This is a genomic window from Streptomyces griseorubiginosus (genome assembly GCF_001514195.1).
Lineage (GTDB): Bacteria > Actinomycetota > Actinomycetes > Streptomycetales > Streptomycetaceae > Streptomyces > Streptomyces griseorubiginosus.
The window spans coordinates 893234-917221 of the sequence record NZ_KQ948737.1 but is presented as its reverse complement, the minus strand read 5'-3'; the positions used below and the strand labels follow the sequence as shown (position 1 = coordinate 917221).

Sequence of the window (23988 nt, the reverse complement as noted above, 5' to 3'; positions counted from 1 at the left end):
CCCGTTTCCAAGCTCCTAGACATCACATGAATCGCGCTTTGGCGTAGACCTGTCGAGCCGGGACGTATCATCAACATCGCTGAACGGCCGCGGAAGGAGTTCGGGGTGTCCCTGACGGACAAGGCCATCGAGCAGATCCGGGAACTGATCCGTTCCGGTGCGCTGCCTCCCGGCTCGAAACTGCCGCCGGAACCGGACCTCGCGGCGCAGCTGGGCCTGTCCCGCAACCTCGCCCGCGAGGCGGTCAAGGCCCTGGCGGTCGCCCGGGTCCTGGAGGTGCGCCGGGGCGACGGCACCTACGTCACCAGCCTCCAGCCCAGCCTGCTGCTGGAGGGTCTCGGCGGCGCGGTGGAACTCCTCCAGGGCGACTCGGGAGCCCTGCGGGACCTGATGGAGGTGAGGCGGCTCCTCGAACCGATGGCCACCGCGCTCGCCGCGACCCGCATCTCCGACGAGCAACTGGCCGAGGTCAAGAAGCACTTGGACGCCATGCGCGAGGCGCGCGAGGACGTCGAACTGCTCAACGCCCATGACGCCGCGTTCCACCGCGCGGTCGTCTCGGCCACCGGCAACGAGTCCCTGCTCACGCTCCTGGAGGGCATTTCCGGCCGTACCCTGCGGGCCCGGATCTGGCGTGGCCTGGTCGACTCACAGGCCGCGGGCCGCACCCTGGCCGAGCACGAGGCGATCTTCGCCGCCCTGTCCCGCCGGGACGCCACGCTCAGCCAGGCCACCGCGCTGGTGCACGTCAGCAACACCGAGGAGTGGCTGCGGGCCCACCTGGAGGCCGACGCCGAAGCCGACGCGTGACGCACGACGCGTGACGCACGACGCGTGACGCACGACGCGTGACGCACGACGCGTGACGCACGACGCGTGACGCCGGTACCGGGCGGACCCGGTACCGGCGCGAACTCCCTTGTCAGCAGTACAGGTTGCCCCCGGGAGCGACCCCGAGGATCGACGTGAACCGGTTGTAGGCGTCGACCCGGCTCTGCACCTGGGCCGGGTTGCGGCCGTCGCACTCCAGGGACCCGTTGATGGAGCGGATCGTCTGGCCGAACCCGGCCTGGTTCACCATGGCGTTGTGCGGGGTCATGGTGCCGGGGCCGGACTGGGTGTTCCAGTACCAGAGACCGGTCTTCCAGGCCACGGCGGAGTCGTTCTGCACCAGCCAGGGGTTGCCCAGCAGATCGATCCCCAACGCGTCGCCCGCCGCCTTGTAGTTGAAGTTCCACGACAGCTGGATGGGTCCGCGCCCGTAGTACGCGGCCTGTCCGGCCGGGCAGCCGTACGGCTGCCCGGCGTCGCAGTAGTGCAAGTAGTTGGCGGTGTTCTGCTCGACGATGTGGACCAGACCGCCGGTCTCGTGGCTGACATTGGCGAGGAAGGCGGCGGCCTCCTGCTTCCGCACCGTGTCGCTGCCCGTGTTCGCGAACCCGGGATAGGCGCTCAGTGCCGCCACCAGGCCGCTGTAGGTGTAGAAGGAGTTGCGGCCCGGGAACATCTGGTTGAACTGCGCCTCGCTGACGACGAATCCGGACGGCTGGCTGCCGCCGCCGCTTGCGGGCGCGTTCCACTTCTGGTTGGCGGTGCCGGAACAGGTCCAGATCTGCAGGCGGGTGCCGTTGGCGCTGTTGTTGTCCCGCACATCCAGGCACTTGTTCGCGGCCGGGTTGACGATGTCCCGGGCGCCGGAGACCACCCACTGCTGGTTGGCGCCGCCCGAGCAGTCCCACAGCTGGACGGCCGCGCCGTCGGCGGTGCCGCGGTCCACGACGTCCAGGCACTTGCCGAGCGCCCGCAGGGTGCCGTCGCCGGGGTTCGACCAGACCTGGGCGCCGGTGCCGTTGCAGTCGTAGAGCTGTACGGCCGTGCCGTTGGCGGCGGACGCGCCCGCCACGTCGACGCACTTGCCGGCCAGGCCGGTGATGGTCCCGGAGGCGGCGTGGGCGGGAGTCACCGTGCACAGCGGGGTGAGCACGCAGGCAAGGGCGGCGAGGACCGCTAGGCGGCCTGCGCGCGGGGAGAAGGACATGGGTGAGCACGCTCCTTGAAGGGGTGGGGGGACGCCGGTCCTTGGGGGTGGGGGACGCCGGTCCTCGGGGGTGGGGCGCCGGGGAGGCCGCCCCCGTCGATGCGGGGGCGGCCGGAGGGCGGAGCTCTACGGGTAGCTGGTCAGATTCGCCACGTTGGTCGCGGAGTTGGACGGGCCGCCGGTGCCGTTCACCACGTGCCGGATGGTGCCGGTGCCGCCGAGGGAGACCGTCACCATGCTCTGGAAGCGCACGCCGGTCCTGTTCGGGGCCTCGATGGCCCGCTCGGCCACCACACCAGGGTTCACGTTGAAGTAGCAGTAGCTGCCGAGGCCGTAGGCCTGGTGGCTGGTGACGGAGTCGGCGACCTTGTAGGCGGCCCAGCCCTGCGTCGAACCGTTCGTCCAGGCCGCCTGGTTGGGCGGGTCGTAGGGCATCTCGTTCTGGTAGAAGTACGTGCGGCCGCCGTTGCCGTTCCAGACGGTCTGGTACTTCTGGTAGTGCTCGACGAACAGGCCGTACGCCGTGACGTCGTCGCCGTTGACGATCAGGCCGGTGTCCGCGGTGTTGGTGTTCCAGCCGACGCCGCTGCCGTGGTCGGCGCGCCAGATCCACATGTGGTCGCCGATCACGTTGTCGCTGTTGATCACGAGGCTGGTGGTCGCCTTGCCCACGCCCGCGCCGCCGACGCGGAAGTACACGTCGTGCAGGGAGGTCGGGTTCGCGGCGTGGGAGGCGGCGGAGCCGGCGGGCCCCACCTCCATCAGGGTCGGCGAGTTGACGGTGCCCGCGTCGAAGAGGAGGCCCGCGACCTTCACGCCGTCGACGTCGGCCACCTTCATAGCGGTGACGCCGTTGTCCGGGACGAAGGTGGCGAGGCCCAGACCGAGGACGACGGTGTTGGCGCGGTTCACCTGGAGCGTCTGGTTCAGGTGGTACACACCAGGGGTGACCAGGAGGTTCTTGCCCGCCGCCAAAGCCCCGTTGATGTCCGCTGCACTCGCGCCCGGCTTCACGACGTAGAAGGTGTCCAGTGACAGGGAGCTGCCCGAAGGGGAGCCGCCGGCCCAGCTGGTGCCCGTCGAACTGGACCGCACCGACGGCACGAACACCTTGTAGGAGCCGTCGCCGTCGACGTACAGGAAGGGCTTCTCGCGGCTGACCGGGGTCTACGCGACCGTGGTGTACGGCGGGTTGGGGAAGCTGGTGCCGGGGACGCCCTGGCTGCCGACGAAGACCATGTTCCAGTTGGACCCGGTCCAGCTGCCGAGCTGGGAGTTGCGGGTCAACCACTGTTGCTGGCTGCCCGAGTTGACCTGTCCGTCGATCTTCGTGTCGGCGAGCAGGCCGCCGCTGGACCAGCCGTTGTCGTCCAGGGCGAGGTTGCCCCGCAGATGCATGCGGCGGTAGGCGGCGGCCTGGGAGACGGCCCAACGGTCGCTGCCGTTCACGGGGTTGACGGAGAGGTTCTCGGCGCCGCGCCAGAAGTTCTGCGTCGCGTTGCCCTGGAACCAGTCGGCCTCCGCGTGCACCGCGCCGTTGATCGTGACCGCGTCCGGCGTCAGGCCGAGTCCGGCGACCTGGGTGTAGAAGCCGACGTTCGCGTCCGCGGTGTAGGAACCCGGCTTGAACAGGACGGCGTAGCGCTGGGAGCCGAACTGGTTGGTCTCCTGCTGCTGGAAGATCGAGTTCAGCCTCGACTGGATCGTCGAGGACGACATGGAGGGGTCGAAGACCACCACGTTCGGGCCTAGGTCCGGGTCGCCGGCCGCCGGGGTCACCGGGACCACCTGGAAGCGCTGGGCCGCGCTGCCGTTGCACGTGTACTGCACGAACTGCACGCTGTCGGCGGTCGAGGCACCCGGATCGTCCAGGCACTTGCCGCTGTTGCGGTTGACGAACCGGTACGCGCCGCCGCCCTCGTCGACGGGCAGCCACTGCTGGTTGGCGCCGCCGCCGTAGGTCCACAGATGCACGGGCGCGCTGTCGGCGGTGGAGACGTCGGCGACGTCCACCACCTGGCTGGTGTTGTTGCGGTTGTCGATGCGGACGTAACCGTCGCTCGTGGCGGTGAGACGCCACTGCTGGGCCGTGGTGCCGTTGCAGGCGTACTGCTGGACGGCGGTGCCGTTGGCGGTGCCGGCCGATCGGGCGTCGAGACAGCGACCGCTTGCCGCGTTCATGACAGTAGAGAAGCCGGTGGGGATCGCGGTGGCGGCGCTCGCGGGTGCGGGGGTGAACGTCAGAAGCGACGCGGCGGCCGCCGTGACGAGCGCGGCGGCGCCGGATCCGCGGAGGCGGGTGCGGGTGGGCATGCACGGAGCCCTTCGTGGGGGTGAGGTGGTGCGAGGTGTCTGGCTGCCCCCGGAACCTAAAGGTATGGACCACTTGCGTCAAGAGGTGAAGTAAGGTTTGAGGGAAGGGGCTTGGCGGCCGTCGATGCCGGAGACGTCTCGACGACTCGCGCAGGAACGGGTCGCAGGCCGACGACCAGACCCACGATCACCACCGCGATGCCCAGCCACACCGAGGGCCCCGGAGTCCCCGTGCCCGAGACCGCGCTCACGACCGCCGCGGCCAGGGGCGCGATGCCGGTGAGCAGCCCGGCCCGTCCGGCCCCGACCGCGCGGACCGTCGAGTACCACAGGACGAACGCGACCGCCGTCACCATCAGCGTGAGGTATCCGGCGGCAGCCCACTGACTCGCCGTCACCTCCCGTACAGCGGTGGGTCCTTCGATTGGCCCGCCGAGAACGGCCAGCAGCACACCGCCGATCCATGTCGCGTGGATCGACACCCCCCAGGGCGTGTGGCGTGCCAGCACCGGCACCGCGAGCAGCGTGAACGCGGCCTCGCACCCCAGGGCAAGGCCCGCCCAGGCCACCCCGGCCGCGTCCGTGCGGCCCGTCCCCTCCACCAGCACCGCGCCCGCCATCACCACGGGTGCCGCGATCAGCACCTGCCGGCTCGGCCTGCGCCGCTCCAGCAGCGGTCCCACCACCCCGAGCACCAGCGGTACGCACGCCACCGCCACGGCGATCACCGCCGGCTCCGCGTGTGCGACGCCCCGGACCACGGCCACGTTGAACAGCACCAGACCGGTGACGGCGAGCCCGGTCAGCCACAGCCACTCCCGGGCGCGCGGCCGCACCGGCCGGACGCCGGCGAGCCGGGCGAGGAGGACGAGGATCACGGCCGCGGCCAGGTACCGGACCGCCTGGGTGGTGAACAGCGGGGCGTCCACCAGGGTGTGCGAGACGCTGACGCTGCTCCCCACCAGGATCATCCCGATCATGCCGGGGACCAACTGGGTCAACGAGGTCGAAGGTGTGTCCATACCGCCCACCCTGCCCGCACAATGGACGCCATGGGCAGGTCCACGAAGTCATCGTCCGAGGGGTCCAAAACCGGGTCCAACGCGCAGAGCGCCGACGCGGCCGCGGGCTCGGACTTCCTCCAGCTGGACATCGGACAGGCGCCGGCCGGCGGCCGTACCGCCTGGCTCGCCGACCGGTTGCGGGCGGCCATCGCCGACGGCCGGCTCCCGGTCGGGACCCGGCTGCCCGCCAGCCGGGTCCTCGCCGGTGAACTGCGCGTCACCCGGGGCGTGGTCACCGAGGCCTACCGCAGGCTCGGCGAATCCGGCCAGATCGCGGGCCGCGGCCGGCTCGGCACCGTCGTCGTGGCCGCGCCCGCCGCGCCCGCCGCACCGCGGGAGAGTGTCACTCCCGCTGCACCTCGCGACAGCGCGCCCGACGCCGCCGGACCGGGCCCGGCCCTCTTCGCGTCGGCCGCCCGTGACGGCGTCGTCGACACCCTGCGCGCCCTGCCGTGCCGTATCGACCTCTCCCCGGGCCTCCCGGACCTCGCCGCCTTCCCCCGCACCGCCTGGGTGCGCGCCGAGCGGGCCGTCCTCGCGGGCGTCACCCCGGCCGACTTCGGCTACGGCGACCCGCGAGGTGCCCTTGCCCTGCGCCGGGCCGTCGTCGGCTGGCTGGCCCGCAACCGCGGCATCCGCGCCGACCCCGACGAGGTCGTGGTGGTCGCCGGGGTGGCGCAGGCCCTCGCCCTCCTCGGGGGGTTGCTGCGGGAGGACGGCGTCCACCGCGTCGCCGTCGAGGACCCCGGATCGCTCGGAGCGCGCCAGCAGTTGGAGTACGGCGGCCACACCGTCGTCCCCGTCCCCGTGGACGCGGGCGGACTCGACGTCGGGGCCCTGCGCGCGAGCGGTGCCCGGGCGGTCCTGACGACCCCGGCCCACCAGTTCCCCACCGGCGTCGTCCTCGACGGGGAACGCCGTCGCGAACTCCTGAGCTGGGCCGCCGGGGGAGGGGTCGTCATCGAGGACGACTACGACGCCGAGCACCGCTACGACCGGCCGCCCGTCCCGGCCCTGCGCTCGCTGCTGCCCGACGGGGTCTGCTACGCGGGCAGCGTCTCCAAACTCCTCGCGCCCGCGCTCCGGGTGGGCTGGTTGCTGGTGCCGCCGGACCGGCTGGACGCCGTGGTGCGGGCGAAGCGGTACGCCGATCTCGGCAACGGCGTCCTCGCCCAGCTGGTTCTCGCGCGGCTGATGGAATCCGGCGAGCTGGAACGCCATCTGCGCCACGTCCGACTGCGCCACCGCCGGCGGCGGGACGCGATGCTGCGGGCCGTCCGGGCCCGGCTGCCCGGCGCCCGCGTCCACGGAGCCGCCGCGGGTCTGCACCTCATGGTCACCTTCGACGACCGGGGGACCGGCCTGCGGGACACCGACCTCGCCGCGGCCGCGCTGGCCCGGGGCGTCAAGGTGCACCCCCTGTCCTGGCACCGGCTCACCCCCGGCCCGCCCGGCCTGGTGCTCGGCTACGCGGCGGGCGCCGCACACGACATCGAGGAGGGCGTCGCGCTGGTGGGCGAGGCCCTGCACGGCTTGGCCCAGGGCTGACTGACGGCCCCAGGTCCCCGGCTCAGCGGCCGGGCGCCGGCCCGCAGCTCGCGCGGACCACGAGATCGACCGGGATCGGGGTCTCGGGGCGAGGTGGCCGCGTGCCGCCGTCGATGCGGCTCAGCAGGAGCCGCAGGGAGCGCGTGCCGATCTCCGCGAAGTCGGTGCGCACGGTCGTCAGCGGCGGCAGCAGATGCGCGGCCTCGGGGATGTCGTCGTACCCCACCACGCTGACCTCGCCCGGCACCGAGCGGCCCGCCTCGTGGAAGGCGTGCAGGACGCCGAGGGCCATCTGGTCGTTGGAGACGAACACCGCGGTGACGTCGGTGCGCCGGGCCAGCCGTCGGCCCAGGTGGTAGCCGGAGTCGGAGCTCCAGTCACCGAACAGCGGCTCCGGGACCCGGGCACCGGCCGCCGCCAGCGTCGAGCGCCAGCTCTCCAGGCGGTGGTCGGCCGAGGTCCAGCCGCTCGGGCCCGCGATGTGCCAGACGGTCGGGTGCCCGAGCCCGAGCAGATGCTCGGTGGCCATGCGGGCGCCCTCCCGCGAGCCGCCGGTGATCTCCTCGGTCTCCGGGTCGAAGCCGTTCTCCAGCACCACCAGCGGGGTGTCGAACCGGGCGTCCGCCAGGGCGTGCCCCACCCACAACTGCGGGGCGATGGCGATCACGCCGTCCGCGCCCTCGGCCGAGAGCCGGCCCACCGCCTCGACGACCGTGTCGTGCTCGGCCGTGTCGAGGGCGATGGAGCTCAGCAGGTAACCGGCCTCCTGGGCCGCCGTGTTGATCGCGGTGAGGATGGCGGCAGGCCCGTAGCGGGCCGCGTCGAAGGAGATGACCCCGAGCATCCGGGTCCGCCCGCTGGCCAGCGACCGGGCGCTGCGGCTGGGCCGGTAGCCGAGGGTCCGCATGGCCGTCAGCACCGCCTCGCGGGTCTCGGGCCGCACCGACGGATGCTCGTTCAGCACCCGGGAGACGGTCTGCTTGGAGACACCCGCCAGCCGGGCCACGTCGTCCATCACCGGGCGCGAGCCCGCGAAGTTCCGTCGGCTGCGCCCCTTCGGCACGGCTCCTTCGGCGGCGCTTGGGCTCATGGTGGCGGTTCCTCGACCTGGTGGGGGGTGTGGGTGCGGCTGGTTTCTCGACATGACCGGACGACGGCGGGGGTACGACGGCAGCCGGGACGGCAGTGCCGGTGGCGTCGGTACGGCGGCCCCGGCCCACCCGGTGGCTCAGCATAGGCGGGCCGGGACCGGGAATCCGGACTCCCGGCAGGTCAGCCGGTCCGGACCTTCCGGGTGCGCCGGATGATCCACTCGGCGTGTGTGACGGCGGCCGTCTCCCGTTCGGCGCACGCCTGTTCCGGCAGCTGGACCGGCGCCCGCGCGTGCAACGGCAGCACCCGCACCCGCAGTCCCTCGCCCCGCACCGCCTTCGCGGGCAGCCGGTCCACGCCGATGTCCCAGACCCGCCCCGCGGAGAACTGGTCGGCGACGAGGGTCCCGCCCACGTACGCCCGTCCGACGTCCCCGTGCCAGTGCAGCCGCAGCAGCGTCCCCGGCGGCAGCCCGTCCGGCACCTCGATGCGGTACTCGGCGGCCACGGTGTCGAAGTACTTGTCGGCCGGGACGCTCGCCCGGCCCTGGACCCCGGTGACCGCCTCGGGGGCGGCCCCGGCGGGCCTGACCAGCGTGACCTCGACGGCGGGGACCTCGTCGCCCGAGTCCGACGGGACCGCGTAACGCGTGAACACGCCGTCGGTGACCGCCTCCGCCGCCACCCCGTCCACCACGGGCGCCCGCTCCGGCGCCGGCAGCACGGCGAACGACGTCGCGGTCCCCGTGGCGTGCAGCCGTACCTCGTCCCGGTCGAAGACCACACCGTCCGTGCTCAGCACCAGCCGTTCCGCGCCCCAGGCCGTACCCCGGTAAGCGGTACGGGCCGTTGCCGCGTCAAGGACCAGCAGTCCGGCCCGGCCGCCGTCGGCGGTCTCCACCTCCACGAGGGCGTCGGTGCCGGGCCGCAGCCCGGTCACCAGCAGTCGCTCGCCGACCGGTACGACATCGCCCGTGGGCGTGCTCACCGACGCCACCGTGTCCGCGTCCAGGGCGAGTTCGGGCGCGATGCCGTCGGTGGCTGCCAGCACCAGGACCGTACGGCCCCCGACGTCGAGCCGGCACACCGGCTGGGCGGTGGCCCACTCCAGCCGCAGTCCGGCCAGCTCCATCCGCAGCGGCCAGCAGAAGTAGGCGCCGGGCGGAACGGTGACGGGAGTGCTGGGCAGCGTCAACTCACCTCTCCCACCGGCGAATTCGACCGTGAACGTCGTCTCCGGGTGCTCCGGGAGCGGCTCGTGCGGCTGGTGGTTGTTCACGAACAGGAAGCCCGAAGCGCCGTCCCCGCGCACGGCCCACCGCAGGGTGTCCCGGTCGAACTGCCCGGCGGGACGCTCCCCGGGGAGCACCGACTCCATGGGGGCGAGCAGGTGCCCGAAGTCCGCCAACAGCAGGTGCTGGAGCCGGAGTTCGTGATACGTGCGCCGGTACTGGCCGTACTCGCCGAGCGGCGCCTGGAAGTCGTACGTCAGCACCGGCAGCTCGTTCGGATAGCCCGTGGCGTGCGACTCCTGGAGGGTGCTGAGCTCGCCCGGCGGGTTGGTGCCGCCGTGGAACATGTAGAAGCCCTGCCAGACCGAACCGCAGCCGATCTTGGTGAGGCCGAGCGCGCCGATGTCGTCCGGATCGACGTACGGCCGGCGGTGGTACGACACCGCCATGCCGCCGCCCAACTCGCAGGTGGCCCAGGGGAACCGGTCCGCGAAGGCGTCCGGCTCGCTGCCGCGCACCGTCACCGGGCGCAGGTCGGAGCCGATGCCCTCGTCGTCGCGCTGGTGGGTGAAGAAGAAGTGCTTGCGACAGGTGTCGGGCCAGCGGCCGTCGGCCTCGGTCCAGAAGGCCTCGGTGTAGCCGCCGTACAGCGGGAGCAGTTCGTCCGGCGGGAGTCGCACCCCTCCCCAGGCGGTCGAGGTCCACAGGGGTGCGCTCAGGCCGGCCTCCTGGGCCATCCGCTTCAGCGTCAGCAGGTGGCCGGGCTGGTCGTAGAGCTCGTTCTCGATCTGGATCGCCACGATCGGGCCGCCGTGCGCGCGGTCCAGGCCCTTCAACTGCTCGGCGATCGCCGCGAACCAGGGCCGTACCGCCGCCAGATACGCGGGGTCGTCGGTGCGGGGTTCGCAGTCGCGGGCCAGCACCCAGTCGGGCAGACCGCCGCCCCGGACCTCCGCGTGCGACCAGGGGCCGATGCGGGGGACGAAGTCCAGGCCGTGCCGGGCACACAGCTCGGCGAAGCGGCGCAGATCGCGGTCGCCGTCGAAGCGGACGTGTCCCTCGATCTCCTCGTGGTGGATCCAGATGACGTAGCTCGCGACGGCGGTGACCCCGCCCGCCTTCATCTTCAGCAGCTCCTCCTCCCACTCCCCGGCGGGGTAGCGGGAGTAGTGGAACTCGCCGGACACCGGGAACCAGGGGCGGCCGCCGCGGGTGAGCCAGCGGCTGGTGACCTCGATCGGGTCGGCCGCGCCCGGCGCGTCGGTGAAGGGCAGGTGACCGGTGAGCGGGGGAGCGGCGGGCGCCGGGACGCGCAGTCGGTGAGCGCGGGTCACCAGGTGTTCTCCGGGCCGAGGTCGGCGCTGTCCGTGAGCCGGGCACGGGTGGCGGTGGTGGCGTGCAGTTCGAGGACGACGAGCTCGTTGGAGCCCTGGCGCAGGACCGGCGCGGGCACGTACAGGGTGTGCTGCGGGCCACGGTTCCAGTACCGGCCGAGATGGAAGCCGTTGACCCAGGCCTGTCCCTTGGTCCAGCCGGGCAGGGCCAGGAAGGTGTCGGCGGGCGTGACCACCTCGAAGGTGCCCCGGTGGAAGGCGGGTCCGGCGGAGGGGCCCGTCTCGTACGCCCCGAACGGCACGGCGGCCGGATCGTCCACCGGCACCGGGCGGGCCTCCCAGCCCTCCAGCGCGGTCCCCTGGAAGGAGACCGGGCCGAGCAGCCCCTTGGGCGCGCCGATGCGCGGCCCGTAGTTGACGCCGCCCATGTTCTCCACGAGCACCTCAAGGACGGCACCGGCGTGCGGCACCCGCACCACCAGCGTCTCGTCGTGGCGCTCCCGCTCCAGTACGCCGAGGCAGGCACCGTCCACGAACACCAGGGCGCGGTCACCGACCCCGCCCGCGAAGTGCAGCAGGCCCTCACCGGAGTTGGGGAGCGTGGTGCGGTACAGCACGTACCCCGAGCGCAGCCCGAGTTCGTTCATCGTCGCCGGGTGCCCGGTGCGCACAGCGGCGAGGCCGCGGACGTACGGCAGCAGCGGCGCCCGGTGGTCCAAGTCGACGTCGGTGACGGGGAGTTTGGGCGCGGGGGCCGGGGCCGGTTCCTCCGGGACGCCGGCATGGCGGGCGATGACCTCCCGGAACGCGTGGTACTTGGGGCCGGGGTCCCCGCTCTCGGTGAGGGCCGCGTCGTAGTCGTAGGAGGTGATGGTGGGGGTGTAGGCGTGCTTGTGGTTGGCGCCGTTGGTGAAGCCGAAGTTGGTGCCGCCGTGGAACATGTAGATGTTGACCGAGGCGCCGGTCGCGAGCAGCCGGTCCAGGTCGGCGGCGGCGTCGGCCGCGTCGCGCACGTGGTGCGGGCCGCCCCAGTGGTCGAACCAGCCGATCCAGAACTCCGCGCACATCAGCGGCCCTTCGGGCTGGTGGGCGCGGAGCGCGGCGAGGTTCTCCTCGACCCGGCTGCCGAAGGTCGTGGTGGCGAGCGTGCCGGGCAGCGTGCCGGCCGACAGGTGCTCGGGGTTGGCCTGGTCGCAGGTGAACAGCAGCTCCTCGACACCCCGTTCACGCAGCGACTGGTGGACGTGCTTGAGGTACGCGGTGTCGTCGCCGTAGGCCCCGTACTCGTTCTCCACCTGGACGGCGATCACCGGACCGCCGTGCGCGGCGAGATACGGCCGCAGGGCCGGGAGCAGCAGGTCCACGTAGCCGTCGAACGCGCCGGTGAAGCGCGGGTCGCTGGTGCGCAGCCGGATGTCGGGGTCCGCGAGCAGCCAGGACGGCAGCCCGCCGTCGTCCCATTCGGCGCAGATGAACGGGCCCGGACGCAGGATCACCTGGAGCCCCTCCTCCTGGGCCAGGCGCAGCCAGCGGGGCAGGTCGAGGAAGCCGTCCAGGACGAGGGTGCCGGGTTCGGGCTGGTGGTGGTTCCACGGCAGATACGTCTCGACGGTGTTGAGACCCATCAGCCGGGCCTTGCGCAGCCGGTCGGCCCACTGGTCGGGGTGGATCCGGAAGTAGTGCATGGCTCCGGAGAGGATCCGGAACGGTTCGCCGTGCAGCAGGAAACCGTCGGTGGACGTCGTCAGAGCGGGCATGCGGGGCATCCCTTCGAAGGGGCGGGAGTTCAGGGGGAGTCGGGTGCTGCGGACGGGCTGACGAGCTGACGAGCGTGCGCGTGGGTGTCGATGTTACCGGTAACTCAAGGGCCGTCAAGATCTTTCGACGCGCCAGGGGGGCGAAGGTGATTGGACTGTTGGTCCAGCGATTGGATTGGTAGTCTAGATCCGCTGACGGAGACAGGAGGCGTGTGATGGAGGCCGAGCGGGACGCGATCCTTGCCGCGCTCAGACCGGTCGTCGACGGGATCGCGGCGACCTTCGGGCCGGTGTGCGAGGTGGTGCTGCACGACTACCGGAGACCGGAGCAGTCGGTCGTGGCCCTCGCCGGCGCGGTGACCGGGCGCTCGGTGGGCGGGGCCATGAGCCAGATCGGCCTGCGCATGGTCGCCCGCGGCGACGAGGCCGCCGACGAGCTGAACTATGTCACCCGGACCGACACCGGCAAGCTGGTCAAGTCGTCGACGATGCTGCTGCGGGACTCCTCGGGCGCGGTCTTCGGCGCCCTGTGCGTCAATGTCGACGTCGGCGCCGCGAGCGAGGTCCACGCCCTGCTGGGAGCGCTGGCCGGGATCGGCGGCGCGGTCCCAGCCGAACCTCCGGTCACCACCTTCAGAGACGACATCGACTCGGTCGTCGACGTCATGCTCGACGCGCACCGGCACCAGTCGTGGGCGCTGCTCGACCGCGCCGGGCGCCTGGACCTGTTCCGCAGCCTGGACGAGCGGGGCGTGTTCGCGGTGCGGCGAGCGATCGAGCAGGTGGCGGGACGGCTCGGGATCTCGCGGGCCTCCGCGTACAGCTATCTGTCCCAGTCCCGGAAACAGCCCCTAACCGGGTCCCGCGACGGGGGTCGGGACGGGTCCCGCGACGGGGCTCGGGAAGGGGGTCGAGACGGGGCTCGGGAAGGGGGCCGGGGCGGGGTTGGAGAAGGTGCTCGGGCCGGGGTTGGAGAAGGGGCTCGGGGCCGGGTGCGGGACGCCGCTGGAGACTGGGCGAACGATGGGGACGAGGCTCGGGACCGGGTCAACGAGGGAGGGCATTCGTGACGAGCATTCCACCGGTCACCCTGGACGACGTCCTGGACGCGGCCGCCCGGCTCAAAGGGGTCGCCCACCGCACGCCGGTGCTGCGCTCCCGCACCCTCGACGCGCTGGTCGGCGCCGAGGTCCACCTCAAGTGCGAGAACTTCCAGCGGGTCGGCGCCTTCAAGTTCCGCGGCGCCTACAACGCGGCCTCCCGGCTCTCCCCCGACCAGCTGGCGCGAGGCATCGCCGCCTACTCCTCCGGGAACCACGCCCAGGCCGTCGCGCTGGCCGCCCGAGAGCTCGGCACCACCGCCGTGATCGTGATGCCCGAGGACGCCCCGGAGTCCAAGCGGGCGGCCACCGAGGCCTACGGCGCCGAGATCGTGACCTACGACCGCTACACCGGCGACCGCGTGGCCATCGCCGAGGCCCTCGCCGCCGAGCGGGGGTTGGCGCTCATCCCGCCGTACGAACACCCGCACGTGATGGCGGGACAGGGCACGGCTGCTCTGGAACTCCTCGATGAGACAGGTGAGTTGGGTGCCCTGCTGACGCCGGTCGGGGGCGGTGGACTGATGGCGGGGAGCGCGACCGCGGCCAAGGGTCGGTATCCGGGCATCCGCATGATCGGGGTCGAGCCGGAGACCGGCGACGACACCCGACGCTCCCTGGAGGCGGGGCGGCGCGTCAGCATCGCGGTCCCGAAGACCATCGCCGACGGACAGGCCCTGCACACACCGGGCGAGCTGACGTTCTCGGTGAACCGCCGACTGGTCGACGAGATCGCGCTCGTCTCCGACGACGAGATCAGGGACGCCATGCGGTTCGCCTTCGAGCGCCTGAAGATCGTCGTCGAACCGAGCGGCGCGAGTGCGCTGGCCGCGTTGCTCAGTGGCCGGGTGAGGGGTCTTCCGGGCCGGGTGGGGGTGATTGTCTCGGGCGGGAACGTGGATGCGGAGCGGTTCGTGCGGTTGTGCGGGGCGTGAGGGTCGGTGCCGGTGGGCCGGAGTTCCGGCTGCGGCCAGGGCACGTCTTTTGAATCTTGCTCCGTGGGGTTTCATGCGGCCATAGAGTGCACGCCGTGGGCATACCCGGCTGGTTCGACTGGATCTTTCTCGTTCTGTTCTCATGGCAGGTCCTCGTCCTCTTCGCGGTCCTTAGTCGACTGCGGGAAGCCGACTCCGAGGGGCGTTTCAAGGCGCGCCTCGACCTGCTGGACGCCGTCGGCTCCTTGCTCCTCCTCGGCGGCGGCCTGCTGGGACTCGTGGCCGGGGAGTCCTGGTTCTGGCTCAGCCTCGCCGGCTTCCCGCTCATGACCGCTGTCTACGCCGTGAAGGGCGTCCAATGGCTCCGGGCCCGCCGCCACCCCACGACCTGATACGGACGACTTCTCCCCGTGGGTCACCCGAATGGCGGCCCTGGCTGGACAGGCGGACGATGGAGGCGTGGGACCGGCCCCGCCGGTGCCGCCCGGGACGGGTGGGAGACGGAGACCGGCCCTGGCCGTACCGACACGGCCGGAAGGGAGATCCGTCATGTTCGAGGTGAAGACGCTCGACAAGCCGGACGAGCGCCGGGACTTCCCGCGGGGCCACCTGGAAGCGGTCCACATGAGCGGGCTGGACTTCGCCGTGGGCACCTTCGAGCCCGGCTGGCGCTGGTCGGAGTCGGTGGCGCCGATCGCGGGCACCAAGAGCTGCGAGGTCCACCACAACGGCTACGTGGTCTCGGGCCGTATGCACATCCTGATGGACGAGGGCGGCGGAGAGCGCGAACTGGGCCCCGGGGACATCTTCGTGGTGTCTCCAGGACATGACGCCTGGGTCGTGGGCGACGAGCAGTGCGTGGTCTACGACTTCGCGGGCGGCATGGCGAGGGACTACGCGAAGGAGCGGTGAAGGGACCGCGCGAAGGAGCGGTGGCGCGACTGCGCGAACGGCGGTGGCGGGACCAGGCCGACGAGCGGTGGACGGGCCCCGTCCCGGGCGGTCGTCGCGCAGGTCGTTGCCGAGCCCCGCGACCTCACACCGTGATCACGATCTTCGCTCGCGCGTGCTCCACCTCCAGATGCCGGATGGCCTCGGCCGCCTCGCTCAGCGGGTACATCCGCTCGACGGCCGGGGCGATCCTGCCGGCGTCGACGAGCTCCCGCAGCACGGCCAGATTCGCCTTGCTCGCCTTCGCCGTGAGCGGGAGCACGCGTTGACGCACGAAGGGGGAGGCCAGGCGGCCGCGCACGATGAGCCGCACCGGGCCCAGGAGACTGCCGCCCTCGAACACGCCCCCTCCGGAGAGGACGACGGTCCCCGAGGGAGCCGTCGCGCGCCGGAGGTCGGCGAGTGAGCGGTTGCCGACCAGATCCAGCACGACGTCGTAACGGCGACCGGCGCGGGCGAAGTCCTCCCGCGTGTAGTCGACGACGTCATCGGCCCCGAGCGATCCGACCAGTTCGACATTGCGCGCGCCGCACACCGCGGTCACCTCGGCGCCGTACGCCTTGGCGAGCTGTACGGCGAAGCTGCCCACCCCGCCCGAGGCGCCGTTCACCAGCACGGACTGGCCGGCCCGGAGCCCGGCCACGTCCCGCAGGCCGATCAGCGCGGTGTTCGCGGCCAGGGGGATCGCGGCCGCCTGCTCGAAGCTGAGGCCGGCGGGCTTGAGGTCCGTCTCGCCGTCCTTGGCGCACACGAACTCCGCGAACGTGCCGTCCGCCTCGCCGTACACCTCGTCCCCGGGGTGCAGGCCTTCGACGCCGGGACCGACCGCCGCCACCCGGCCCGCGAAGTCCCGGCCCCGGATCCGGACCTTCGGTGAGCGCATCCCGAGCGACAGCCGGGCGATCCTGGGATCGCCGTGCAGGTAGTGCCAGTCGTAGGCGTTGACCGACGCCGCGTGCACGCGCACGAGCACCTCGCCGGCCCCCGGCACCGGCCGGTCGACCTCCCTCAACTCCAGTGTGTCCGCCGAGCCGTAGCCATCCTGGACGACTGCCTTCATGCGACCCCCTCCGTCACTGCGGAGCGTAGGGAACAGACCCGCCATCGGAAACCGGTCGGGTTGTTCGGGGGAGGGGTCAGATCGGCAGCAGTCGCCCCACCAGCGCGCTGAGTTGCCGTACGTTCCGGCACTCGTGCATGTCCACCAACTCGGCGTACTCGTACGCGGCCGAGTCGCCCGTGCCCCACTGCGCCCGCGCCTCCGGGTTCAACCAGTGGACGCGGCGGGCCCGTTCGGTGATCTCCCGTACGGCGGACAGGTTCGGGTCGCTCATGTTGGTGCGGGCGTCACCGAGCACGAAGACGGTCGTGCGCGGGCTCAGGGCGGACCCGTACCGCGAGGCGAACTCGCCCAGTGCGACGCCGTAGTCGCTGCTGCCGTGCCAGCCGGTGAGCGTGGCCTCGGCCCGGATCCGGGCGCCGAGTCCCTCCGGGTCGGCCGCTCCGTGCCGCAGCAGCCCGGTGACCTCGTCGAGCCGGTTGACGAAGGCGAACACCCGAACCTTGCTGAACTGGTCGTGCAGCGCCTGCACCAGCAGCATCGTGAAGTCGGAGAACCCCGACACCGAGCCCGACACATCGCACAGCAGCACCAGTTCGGGCCGGGCCGGCCGGCGCCTGCGCAGCACCGGCTTCATCGGCACCCCGCCCGTCGACAGCGAACCGCGCAGTGTCCGCCGCAGATCGATGCTGCCCCGCGCGGCACGGCGGCGGCGGGCCGCCAGCCGGGTGGCCAGCTTGCGTGCCAACGGCTGGACCGTGCGCCGGAGTTCTGCCAGCCGGTCCTTCCCGGCGAACAGGAAGTCGACCCGGTCGGTCGTCGGGGCCACCGCCCGGCGTGCGATCTCGTCCCGGTCCCGGCGCTCCGCCACCCGCCGCCGGGCCTCCGCCGCCACCAGGGCCCGGAACGCCTCGATGCGCCGCCGGATCTCGTCCTCCAGCAACCGGTCCGTGAACCCGGACCCGTCCTGCCGCCCCCGCACCTCGTCCCGGACGCGGGCGAGCAGGGTCTGCGGACGCAGCCGGTCGAGGGTCTGGTAGGACGACCAGCCGTCCGACGAGGGCGAGTTGCCGTATCCGCCGAACCCGTCGACGGCTTCGGCGGCGAGCCGGGCCATGAGGGCCTCGTCGTTGGCGGCGAGGGCCCGGGCGAGACGTTCGCGCAGTTCCTCCCGGTCCGCGGGACGGGTGTCGGGGGCGCCGACGCCCCGCGGGAAGTACAGGTCGAAGACCGGGTCGAACACCCGCCGTTGCGCGGTGCCGTGCAGCAGCGTCGCGGCCAGCCCCTCGCGCAACCGCTCCCGGTCCGCGAGGCCCAGCGCCTCGACCGCCTGGGCGGCGTCCACCGTCTCGCCGGTGCCGATGCGCACGCCGTGCGCGCGCAGGGCGCCGACCAGGGAAGTGAGCCGCTCGGCGGTGCTCACACCGCGTCCAGGTCGAGCTTGGCCCCGGCCTTGAGGATGTCCTCCTGGTGCTTGAGAAGCACGCCCAGGCTGTCCCGTACGACCGTCTCGTCGAGGTGGTCCGCGCCGAGCGCGAGGAGGGTGCGGGCCCAGTCGATGGTCTCGGCGACCGAGGGCACCTTGCGCAGGTCCATCGCGCGCAGCGCTCCCACCACCCGCACCACGGACCTGGCCAGGGTCTCGTCGAGCCCAGGCACCTTCAGCCGTACGATCCGCCGCTCCAGCTCCTGCTCCGGGAACCCGATGTGCAGGAACAGGCAGCGGCGGCGCAGGGCCTCCGACAGTTCGCGGCTGGCGTTGGAGGTGAGGACGACGAAGGGGCGGCGGGAGGCGGTGATCGTGCCCAGCTCGGGGACGGTGACCTGGAAGTCGCTCAGCACCTCCAGGAGGAGTCCCTCGACCTCGACGTCCGCCTTGTCCGTCTCGTCGATCAGCAGGACCTTGGGCTCGTCGCCGCGGATCGCCGTCAGCAGGGGCCGGGAGAGCAGGAACTCCTCGCTGAAGATGTCGGTGCGCGTCTCGTCCCAGGTCTCGTCCCGGCCGGCGCTGATGCGCAGCAGCTGCTTGGCGTGGTTCCACTCGTAGAGCGCCCGGGACTCGTCCACGCCCTCGTAGCACTGGAGCCGCACCAGCCGGGCGCCGGCGACCTCGGCCACGGCCTTGGCCAGCTCCGTCTTGCCGACCCCGGCGGGGCCCTCGACGAGGAGCGGCTTGCCGAGCCGGTCGGCGAGGAAGACGGTGGTGGCGACGGCGGGGGAGGCGAGGTAGCCGGTCTGCGCGAGGCGTGCGGAGACGTCGTCGACGGATGTGAACAGCAACGGGGCCTCCAGCTCGGCGTGAACGCGGTTCCCTACTATCTAAGCGCTTGTTCACCGCTTCTGTCACGGGGCGGCAGTCGCTGGAACCCGTGACGCGGGGGCGTTGTCAGTGGTGCCTTGTACGTTTCGGGGCATGGGGATCTATCTGGTGAGCGTGGGGGCGCAGGAGTGGTTCGACACCGACGAGGAGGAGGGCCGCGCGGCCGTCTCCACGGGGTTGAACGAGGAGCTGCGCCGCAGGGGGCTGCCGTCGTACGAGTCCGTGCCCGAGGACACGGAGTTCGTCCGCGGATCGGGGACGCGGTTCGAGGAGAAGCTGGTGCCGCCCATCGACGGCTTCGTGCGGCTGGCCCGCGCCCGTCTCGGGCCCTCCGAGCCGGAGACCCTCCTCGACTGGTCGGTGCTGGTGCCGGTCTCGCTCGACGAGGAGATCGAACTGCCCGTCGAGTCCTCCTACTCGGACACCACGGTGATCGCCGGAGCACCCCAGGTGCTCGACCTGACGCGGCGGCTCGCCGAGGCGGTGCGACTGCCCCTGGACGAGATACCGGCGACCTGCGACAACCTCGACCTGACCTTCTGGTTCCTGGAAGGCGACGCGGAGCGGGTGGCTGCCGCCAGGCCGGGCCCGTGGGCCGAGGACCTGGACGCGGCGTTCTACGTGGCGCTGTACCTCCGCGCGGCCGAACACTCCCTGCGGCGGGGCTGCCCGATCGTCTACAGCTGACGTGGGGAGGCGATGATCGTCGTGCTGTTCGGTTCGCGGGCCGGTTTCGCCCTGGAGTTCCACGTGGAGCAGGATCCGAGTCTGCTGTGCGTGGACGTCTTCGTCGGCGGAGTCCACGTGAACACCTGGGACAACGCCTTCTATCCACCGCTCCTGGTCAAGAAGCTCAAGGACGAACTCGCTCGCCTTCGCACGCCGAGCCCGTGGCCGGCAGGGAGTACTTCGCCCTCGGGGGAGGACCTCGCGCGGTGGGAGTTCCTGGAGTGGGGCGAGTGCACGGACCAGGTGATCGCGTTCGCGTCGCCCGACGGGGACCTGGTGCACCTCACCTGCCGGATACGCGAAGAAGGCGAACCCGGCCAGGGGGCCGTGGCCCGGAGTGAATCGGCGGAGGCGTCGGTGAGCCGGACCGCGCTCGTCGAGGCGCTGGAGGGCGCCCTCGCCCTGTCCGAACGCGAGTGGTCCGCCCGACTCGCCGCCCTCACGGGTCGTGCACGGTGACGGATCCGGGTGCGGGGCCGACGGCAGGGACGCCCGCCGATGTCCTCCGGACGGTGGCCGGGTCGGGCGTCACGGTGTATTCGAGCGAGGACGTAGGTGAACGCAACGCCACCTACGAAGTCGCCCTGTACGCACCGGGGTTCCTCCTCGTGGGCGACGACGGCGGAGGTCGCGGATTCCTCGTGCGGACCGACGATCCGGACTCCGCCGTGTTCTCCTCGGGCCTCGGTGATCTGGAGCCCGCGGACTTCGAGATCGTGTCCGCGAGCTTCCCGGAGTGGCTCGCGTCGCTCGGCACGGCCCACTGACGAGGGACGGCGGCGAGTCGGTCGGTGTCCTGGGCCCACGACGTCGGGTGGCCCCAGGCGCATGTCCGGCAGCGGATCCGCCCCTGCACGGACATCAGCCGGGCTTGGCGACCGGGGAGCCGCCGACCCGCTCCGGGATGTGCTGCTCGCCCCCCTGGCGGAGCTGGGCCGGCAGCAGTCACATCCCGGTGCCGTGCGGGCGTCCCCGGTCCCCTCGGCGTGGGGTCAGCTGGTCACGCGGAAGGTGGCGTCGCTGCGTCCCGTCGAGGTGGTGATCGGATCGAGGCGCAGTTCGTAGGCGTAGTGGCGGATGTAGCGGTCGGGGTAGTTGTACGACTGGAACGAGGACCACCCGGCGTCGGCGAGGCCGGCGACCTTACGGAAGGTGGCGTCCGCGGCGAACTGGCTGCTGCCGTCGTTGCGCACGAGCTGGAAGTCGTAGTTGGCGTGGCGCAGGAAGTAGCCGGGGTAGTTGACCGACTCGAAGGAGACGGTGCCGGTGCCCGCGAGGCCGGGGCGCAGCCGGAACTGGGAGTCCTCGACGGGGCTGACGTTCGGGTCGATGCGCACGTCGAAGTTGGACTGGCGCACGTACCGGTCCTGGAAGTTGTACGACTGGAGCCCTTGCGCGGGGGTGTTGGGCCAGCGGGCGAGCACGCGGCTCTCCTCGGCGGCGGTCAGGTTCATGATCCAGCCGTGGCGCTTCTTCGTGCCGCCCATGCTGTAGCTGCTCGACGCCTGCTTCTGGTAGCTGGCGGGATCGGAGGGGTCGGTCGTCAGGACCGGCATGTAGCCGCCGCTGGTGGCGTACTGGTCGAGGTAGAGCGCCCACTTGTTGGTGCCGTTGAACTTCATCCACATCGGGCCCTCGACCATCGACCCGGTCAGGCCGATGCCGGAGAGGTCCCCGAGCCGGGTCCAGGTTCCGAGGATGGAGTTGCTGCCCTCGAGGGTGATCTGGCCGTCACCGGAGGCCCGCACATAGCGGTAGCTGCCCACTCCGGCCGGCATCTCGATGATCTGGGTGTCGATGATCTCCTGCGCGCCGGGACGCTCGATGTAGGTCTGCGGGGTGGTGATGGTGCGGAAGTCGCTGGTGCGGGCGTAGTAGATGCGGTGCTTCGTCTTGCCGTTGAGGGGCACGTTGGTCGCCCAGTACAGGACGTAGTCGTTGGTCTCAGGGTCGAAGATCGCCTCGGGCGCCCAGGCGTTGCGCCCGTCGGGGATGGCGCCGGCGACGTTGAGCAGCCACGGCTGCGACCAGGTGACCAGGTCCGTCGACTCCCATACGACCAGGTTGCGGCTGCCGTTGTTGATGGAGCTGTTCCAGTCCTGCCCGCAACTGATGCACAGGTCGGTCGCGATGATCCAGTACTTGCTGCCGTCGGGGGATCTCACGAACGCGGGGTCACGCACCCCCTTCGTGCCGACGGTGGAGCGCAGGACCATTCCGCCGCCGTTGAGGTCGTTCCAGTGCAGGCCGTCCGTGCTGTGCGAGAGGTACATCTGCTGGTTGGTCGCCCCCTCACCCGTGAAGTGCACCATCAGGTACCCCGGATCGGCTGCTTGGGCCTGTTGGGGTGTGGTCAGGGTCTGGCCGGCGAAGAGGAGGCAGGCGGCGAGAAGTATCACCGTCAGCCGGGCGCGGAGCGCGGACATGTGGATCTCCTGTCTTCGTGCAGGTGCCACCGTCAAAGCGGGGAGGAGCGGGGTGGCGGGGAACTCTCGGTGGGGGGAATGGGCGGGACGGGTGCCGCACGATCCGGAAGGGTTTCGTTCGATATGGCGAACGGTGTTCGCAGAATCGGGCAGACAGTAAGAGTGGCAACCGGGACGCGTCAATACATCCGACATCCACAGGTGCTTCGCGCTGCACGTCGACGAACTCGCCGCATCCTTCTCTGATCAAAGCGTTGACGAGGGGTGAGTACAGGGCTTACGTTCTGGCCGATTTCGCGAACGGCGTTCGAAATGACGGACGTTGAGTGGCCGGCTTCTCTGCGCCGCCTGTACCAAAGGGAGCAATACGTGAGACCTGCCCTCACCCGTCGATCGGTGCTCGGCATCATCGCCGGCTCGGCGGCCGCCACCGTCACCGGTGTCTCGGCCGGGTCCGCCCACGCCGCCGTGCCGGCGTCACCGGGCGTGACGTACAGGAACACGATCGCCGAGCAGCGGGCCGACCCGCACATCTTCAAGCACACCGACGGCTTCTACTACTTCACCGCCACGGTGCCGGAGTACGACCGCATCGTGCTCCGGCGTGCCACCACGATCCAGGGGCTGTCCTCGGCCGCCGAGACGACCATCTGGACCAAGCACGCTGCCGGTGCCATGGGTGCACACATCTGGGCCCCGGAGATCCACTTCATCGACGGCAAGTGGTACATCTACTTCGCCGCCGGTGATGCCAACGACATCTGGCACATCCGCCCCTACGTCCTGGAGTGCGCCGCCGCGAACCCGGTCACGGGGAGCTGGACGGAGAAGGGACGTATCGCGCTGCCGCTGGACACCTTCTCGCTGGACGCGACGACCTTCACCGTGAACGGCACCCGCTACCTCGCCTGGGCGCAGAACGACCCGGCCGTCGGCCCCGGCACCAACATCTACCTCGCCCGGATGGCCGGCCCCTGGAGCATCACCGGCACCCCGGTCATGCTCAGCAGGCCGACCGCCGCGTGGGAGACCGCAGGAGGCGAGACCGTCAACGAGGGCCCGGCCGTGATCCAGCGGAACGGCAAGGTCTTCCTGACCTTCTCGGCCAGCGCCACCGACGCCAACTACTGCATGGGCATGCTGACCGCGTCCGCCTCGGCCGACCTGCTCAGCGCCTCGTCGTGGGCCAAGAGCGCCGGCCCGGTCTTCGCCAGTTTCGCCGCCACCAGCCAGTACGGCCCCGGGCACAACCAGTTCACGGTCTCCGAGGACGGAACCTCGGACCTCCTCGTCTACCACGACCGCAGCTACAAGGACATCAGCGGTTCCCCGCTCAACGATCCCAACCGCCGTACCCGTGTCCAGAAGATCTACTGGAAGGCCGACGGCACGCCCGACTTCGGCATCCCCGTCGCCGACGGTCTCACCCCGATCCGGCTCTCGTCCTACAACTTCCCCGACCGGTTCATCCGGCACTGGGAGTACCGCGCCAGGATCGAGGCGAACGTCGCCCCGATCGCCGACTCGCAGTTCCGTGTCGTCACCGGACTGGCCGGCAGCGGCACCGTCTCGCTGGAATCGGCCAACTTCCCCGGCTACTACCTGCGCCACAAGAACAACGAGGTGTGGGTGGAGAAGAACGACGGGACGTCGCTGTTCGCCAGTGACGCCTCCTTCTTCGCCCGGTCCGGTCTCGCGGACTCGGCGGGGGTCTCGTACGAGTCGTACAACCTGCCGGGCTGCTACGTCCGCCACTACGACTACCTGCTGTACGTGCAGGCCGTGAGCACCACAACCGGCCGCGCCGACGCCACGTTCTACACCCAGTGACTCACCCCGGCGTCCCGTGACCCCTCGGGCAGCTCCGACCCCCATCGGGCCGGGGCTGCCGATCGAACCGGCACCTGCCGCGCCGGCGTTCCTCCCTCTCCCACCCCGATCGGCGCCCTCCGAACCGGGCAGAACCACCCTCCGGTTTTGCCCGGCACACACGCGCGCCTGGCCCACATCCGCCCGTCGGCCCAGTAGACACGTGGGGAGACAGCGACCGACTCGCACCGCAGACTGGGCTGAATCGACACCTCTCCCAG

18 protein-coding genes and 2 pseudogenes are annotated in these 23988 nt (G+C 71.4%); 10 read left to right on the top strand and 10 right to left on the bottom strand.

The window, feature by feature from the left end:
* Positions 1–105 precede the first annotated feature (105 nt).
* Positions 106–810 carry a FadR/GntR family transcriptional regulator gene (locus AQJ54_RS22465; protein ID WP_062020540.1) on the top strand — a complete coding sequence of 235 codons (705 nt, stop codon included), beginning with the start codon at positions 106–108 and terminating at the stop codon, positions 808–810.
* 112 nt (positions 811–922) lie between these two features.
* On the opposite strand, the gene AQJ54_RS22460 is transcribed toward AQJ54_RS22465, so the two are convergent.
* The 3 genes and pseudogenes from AQJ54_RS22460 to AQJ54_RS22450 all read right to left on the bottom strand — a co-directional run bounded on the left by AQJ54_RS22460 (position 923) and on the right by AQJ54_RS22450 (position 5373).
* A complete protein-coding gene (locus AQJ54_RS22460; RefSeq protein WP_062240178.1) occupies positions 923–2038 on the bottom strand; it encodes a chitinase in 1116 nt (371 codons plus the stop codon).
* Positions 2039–2164: 126 nt separating this feature from the next.
* A pseudogene (locus AQJ54_RS22455) lies at positions 2165–4351 on the bottom strand (RICIN domain-containing protein).
* A gap of 56 nt (positions 4352–4407) precedes the next feature.
* Complete coding sequence (locus tag AQJ54_RS22450) at positions 4408–5373, bottom strand: DMT family transporter (RefSeq protein WP_062240172.1); 966 nt, start codon at positions 5371–5373, stop codon at positions 4408–4410.
* Positions 5374–5394: 21 nt separating this feature from the next.
* On the opposite strand from AQJ54_RS22450, the gene pdxR reads away from it, so the two are divergent.
* The gene (gene pdxR, locus AQJ54_RS22445) at positions 5395–6963 is read left to right on the top strand and encodes a MocR-like pyridoxine biosynthesis transcription factor PdxR (RefSeq protein WP_079069968.1); all 1569 of its coding nucleotides are present in this window, start codon (positions 5395–5397) and stop codon (positions 6961–6963) included.
* 22 nt (positions 6964–6985) lie between these two features.
* Here the strand turns inward: pdxR and AQJ54_RS22440 are convergent, their stop codons facing one another.
* The 3 genes from AQJ54_RS22440 to AQJ54_RS22430 all read right to left on the bottom strand — a co-directional run bounded on the left by AQJ54_RS22440 (position 6986) and on the right by AQJ54_RS22430 (position 12377).
* Complete coding sequence (locus tag AQJ54_RS22440; RefSeq protein WP_062240168.1) at positions 6986–8053, bottom strand: LacI family DNA-binding transcriptional regulator; 1068 nt, start codon at positions 8051–8053, stop codon at positions 6986–6988.
* Between the two features lie 182 nt (positions 8054–8235).
* Positions 8236–10620, bottom strand: a complete 2385-nt coding sequence (locus AQJ54_RS22435; RefSeq protein WP_062240164.1) for a beta-galactosidase — start codon at positions 10618–10620, stop codon at positions 8236–8238.
* Positions 10617–12377 carry a glycoside hydrolase family 35 protein gene (locus tag AQJ54_RS22430; RefSeq protein WP_062240162.1) on the bottom strand — a complete coding sequence of 587 codons (1761 nt, stop codon included), beginning with the start codon at positions 12375–12377 and terminating at the stop codon, positions 10617–10619. The genes AQJ54_RS22435 and AQJ54_RS22430 overlap by 4 nt, the downstream gene beginning before the upstream one ends.
* 215 nt (positions 12378–12592) lie before the next feature.
* Between AQJ54_RS22430 and AQJ54_RS22425 the strand changes: the two are divergent.
* The 4 genes and pseudogenes from AQJ54_RS22425 to AQJ54_RS22410 form a co-directional block, all read left to right on the top strand.
* A pseudogene (locus AQJ54_RS22425) lies at positions 12593–13219 on the top strand (helix-turn-helix transcriptional regulator); the annotation flags it as partial.
* Positions 13220–13443: 224 nt separating this feature from the next.
* Entirely contained in the window at positions 13444–14412 is a 969-nt protein-coding gene (locus AQJ54_RS22420; protein WP_062240158.1) for a pyridoxal-phosphate dependent enzyme, read from the top strand.
* Between the two features lie 95 nt (positions 14413–14507).
* Entirely contained in the window at positions 14508–14804 is a 297-nt protein-coding gene (locus AQJ54_RS22415) for a hypothetical protein (protein WP_062240519.1), read from the top strand.
* A gap of 157 nt (positions 14805–14961) precedes the next feature.
* Positions 14962–15324: a cupin domain-containing protein gene (locus tag AQJ54_RS22410; RefSeq protein WP_062020519.1), complete on the top strand. Its 363-nt coding sequence runs from the start codon at positions 14962–14964 to the stop codon at positions 15322–15324.
* A gap of 124 nt (positions 15325–15448) precedes the next feature.
* Here AQJ54_RS22410 and AQJ54_RS22405 read toward each other — a convergent pair whose 3' ends face one another.
* The 3 genes from AQJ54_RS22405 to AQJ54_RS22395 all read right to left on the bottom strand — a co-directional run bounded on the left by AQJ54_RS22405 (position 15449) and on the right by AQJ54_RS22395 (position 18700).
* A complete protein-coding gene (locus tag AQJ54_RS22405) occupies positions 15449–16423 on the bottom strand; it encodes an NAD(P)-dependent alcohol dehydrogenase (protein ID WP_062240155.1) in 975 nt (324 codons plus the stop codon).
* 76 nt (positions 16424–16499) lie between these two features.
* Positions 16500–17846 carry a vWA domain-containing protein gene (locus AQJ54_RS22400; protein WP_062020515.1) on the bottom strand — a complete coding sequence of 449 codons (1347 nt, stop codon included), beginning with the start codon at positions 17844–17846 and terminating at the stop codon, positions 16500–16502.
* A complete protein-coding gene (locus tag AQJ54_RS22395) occupies positions 17843–18700 on the bottom strand; it encodes an AAA family ATPase (RefSeq protein ID WP_062240518.1) in 858 nt (285 codons plus the stop codon). Before AQJ54_RS22395 ends, AQJ54_RS22400 begins: the two co-directional genes overlap by 4 nt.
* Positions 18701–18836: 136 nt before the next feature.
* Between AQJ54_RS22395 and AQJ54_RS22390 the strand changes: the two genes are divergently transcribed.
* The 3 genes from AQJ54_RS22390 to AQJ54_RS22380 are packed head-to-tail and all read left to right on the top strand — an operon-like array spanning position 18837 to position 20239.
* Positions 18837–19430, top strand: a complete 594-nt coding sequence (locus AQJ54_RS22390; RefSeq protein WP_062020508.1) for a hypothetical protein — start codon at positions 18837–18839, stop codon at positions 19428–19430.
* 12 nt (positions 19431–19442) lie between these two features.
* Positions 19443–19931 carry a hypothetical protein gene (locus tag AQJ54_RS22385; protein ID WP_248845407.1) on the top strand — a complete coding sequence of 163 codons (489 nt, stop codon included), beginning with the start codon at positions 19443–19445 and terminating at the stop codon, positions 19929–19931.
* A gap of 53 nt (positions 19932–19984) precedes the next feature.
* Positions 19985–20239: a hypothetical protein gene (locus tag AQJ54_RS22380; protein ID WP_211278571.1), complete on the top strand. Its 255-nt coding sequence runs from the start codon at positions 19985–19987 to the stop codon at positions 20237–20239.
* A 225-nt stretch (positions 20240–20464) separates the two neighbouring features.
* Here the strand turns inward: AQJ54_RS22380 and AQJ54_RS22375 are convergent, their stop codons facing one another.
* Positions 20465–21898 carry a glycoside hydrolase family 43 protein gene (locus AQJ54_RS22375; protein WP_062240147.1) on the bottom strand — a complete coding sequence of 478 codons (1434 nt, stop codon included), beginning with the start codon at positions 21896–21898 and terminating at the stop codon, positions 20465–20467.
* 405 nt (positions 21899–22303) lie between these two features.
* On the opposite strand from AQJ54_RS22375, the gene AQJ54_RS22370 reads away from it, so the two are divergent.
* A complete protein-coding gene (locus tag AQJ54_RS22370) occupies positions 22304–23728 on the top strand; it encodes a family 43 glycosylhydrolase (protein WP_062240516.1) in 1425 nt (474 codons plus the stop codon).
* Positions 23729–23988: the final 260 nt, after the last annotated feature.

Coding starts and splice junctions, on each gene's coding strand:
- AQJ54_RS22430 (WP_062240162.1), bottom strand. CDS start 12,377: ATGCCCGCTCTGACGACGTCCACCGACGGTTTCCTGCTGCACGGCGAA.
- AQJ54_RS22460 (WP_062240178.1), bottom strand. CDS start 2,038: ATGTCCTTCTCCCCGCGCGCAGGCCGCCTAGCGGTCCTCGCCGCCCTT.
- AQJ54_RS22440 (WP_062240168.1), bottom strand. CDS start 8,053: ATGAGCCCAAGCGCCGCCGAAGGAGCCGTGCCGAAGGGGCGCAGCCGA.
- AQJ54_RS22375 (WP_062240147.1), bottom strand. CDS start 21,898: ATGTCCGCGCTCCGCGCCCGGCTGACGGTGATACTTCTCGCCGCCTGC.
- AQJ54_RS22390 (WP_062020508.1), top strand. CDS start 18,837: ATGGGGATCTATCTGGTGAGCGTGGGGGCGCAGGAGTGGTTCGACACC.
- AQJ54_RS22405 (WP_062240155.1), bottom strand. CDS start 16,423: ATGAAGGCAGTCGTCCAGGATGGCTACGGCTCGGCGGACACACTGGAG.
- AQJ54_RS22385 (WP_248845407.1), top strand. CDS start 19,443: ATGATCGTCGTGCTGTTCGGTTCGCGGGCCGGTTTCGCCCTGGAGTTC.
- pdxR (WP_079069968.1), top strand. CDS start 5,395: ATGGACGCCATGGGCAGGTCCACGAAGTCATCGTCCGAGGGGTCCAAA.
- AQJ54_RS22410 (WP_062020519.1), top strand. CDS start 14,962: ATGTTCGAGGTGAAGACGCTCGACAAGCCGGACGAGCGCCGGGACTTC.
- AQJ54_RS22450 (WP_062240172.1), bottom strand. CDS start 5,373: ATGGACACACCTTCGACCTCGTTGACCCAGTTGGTCCCCGGCATGATC.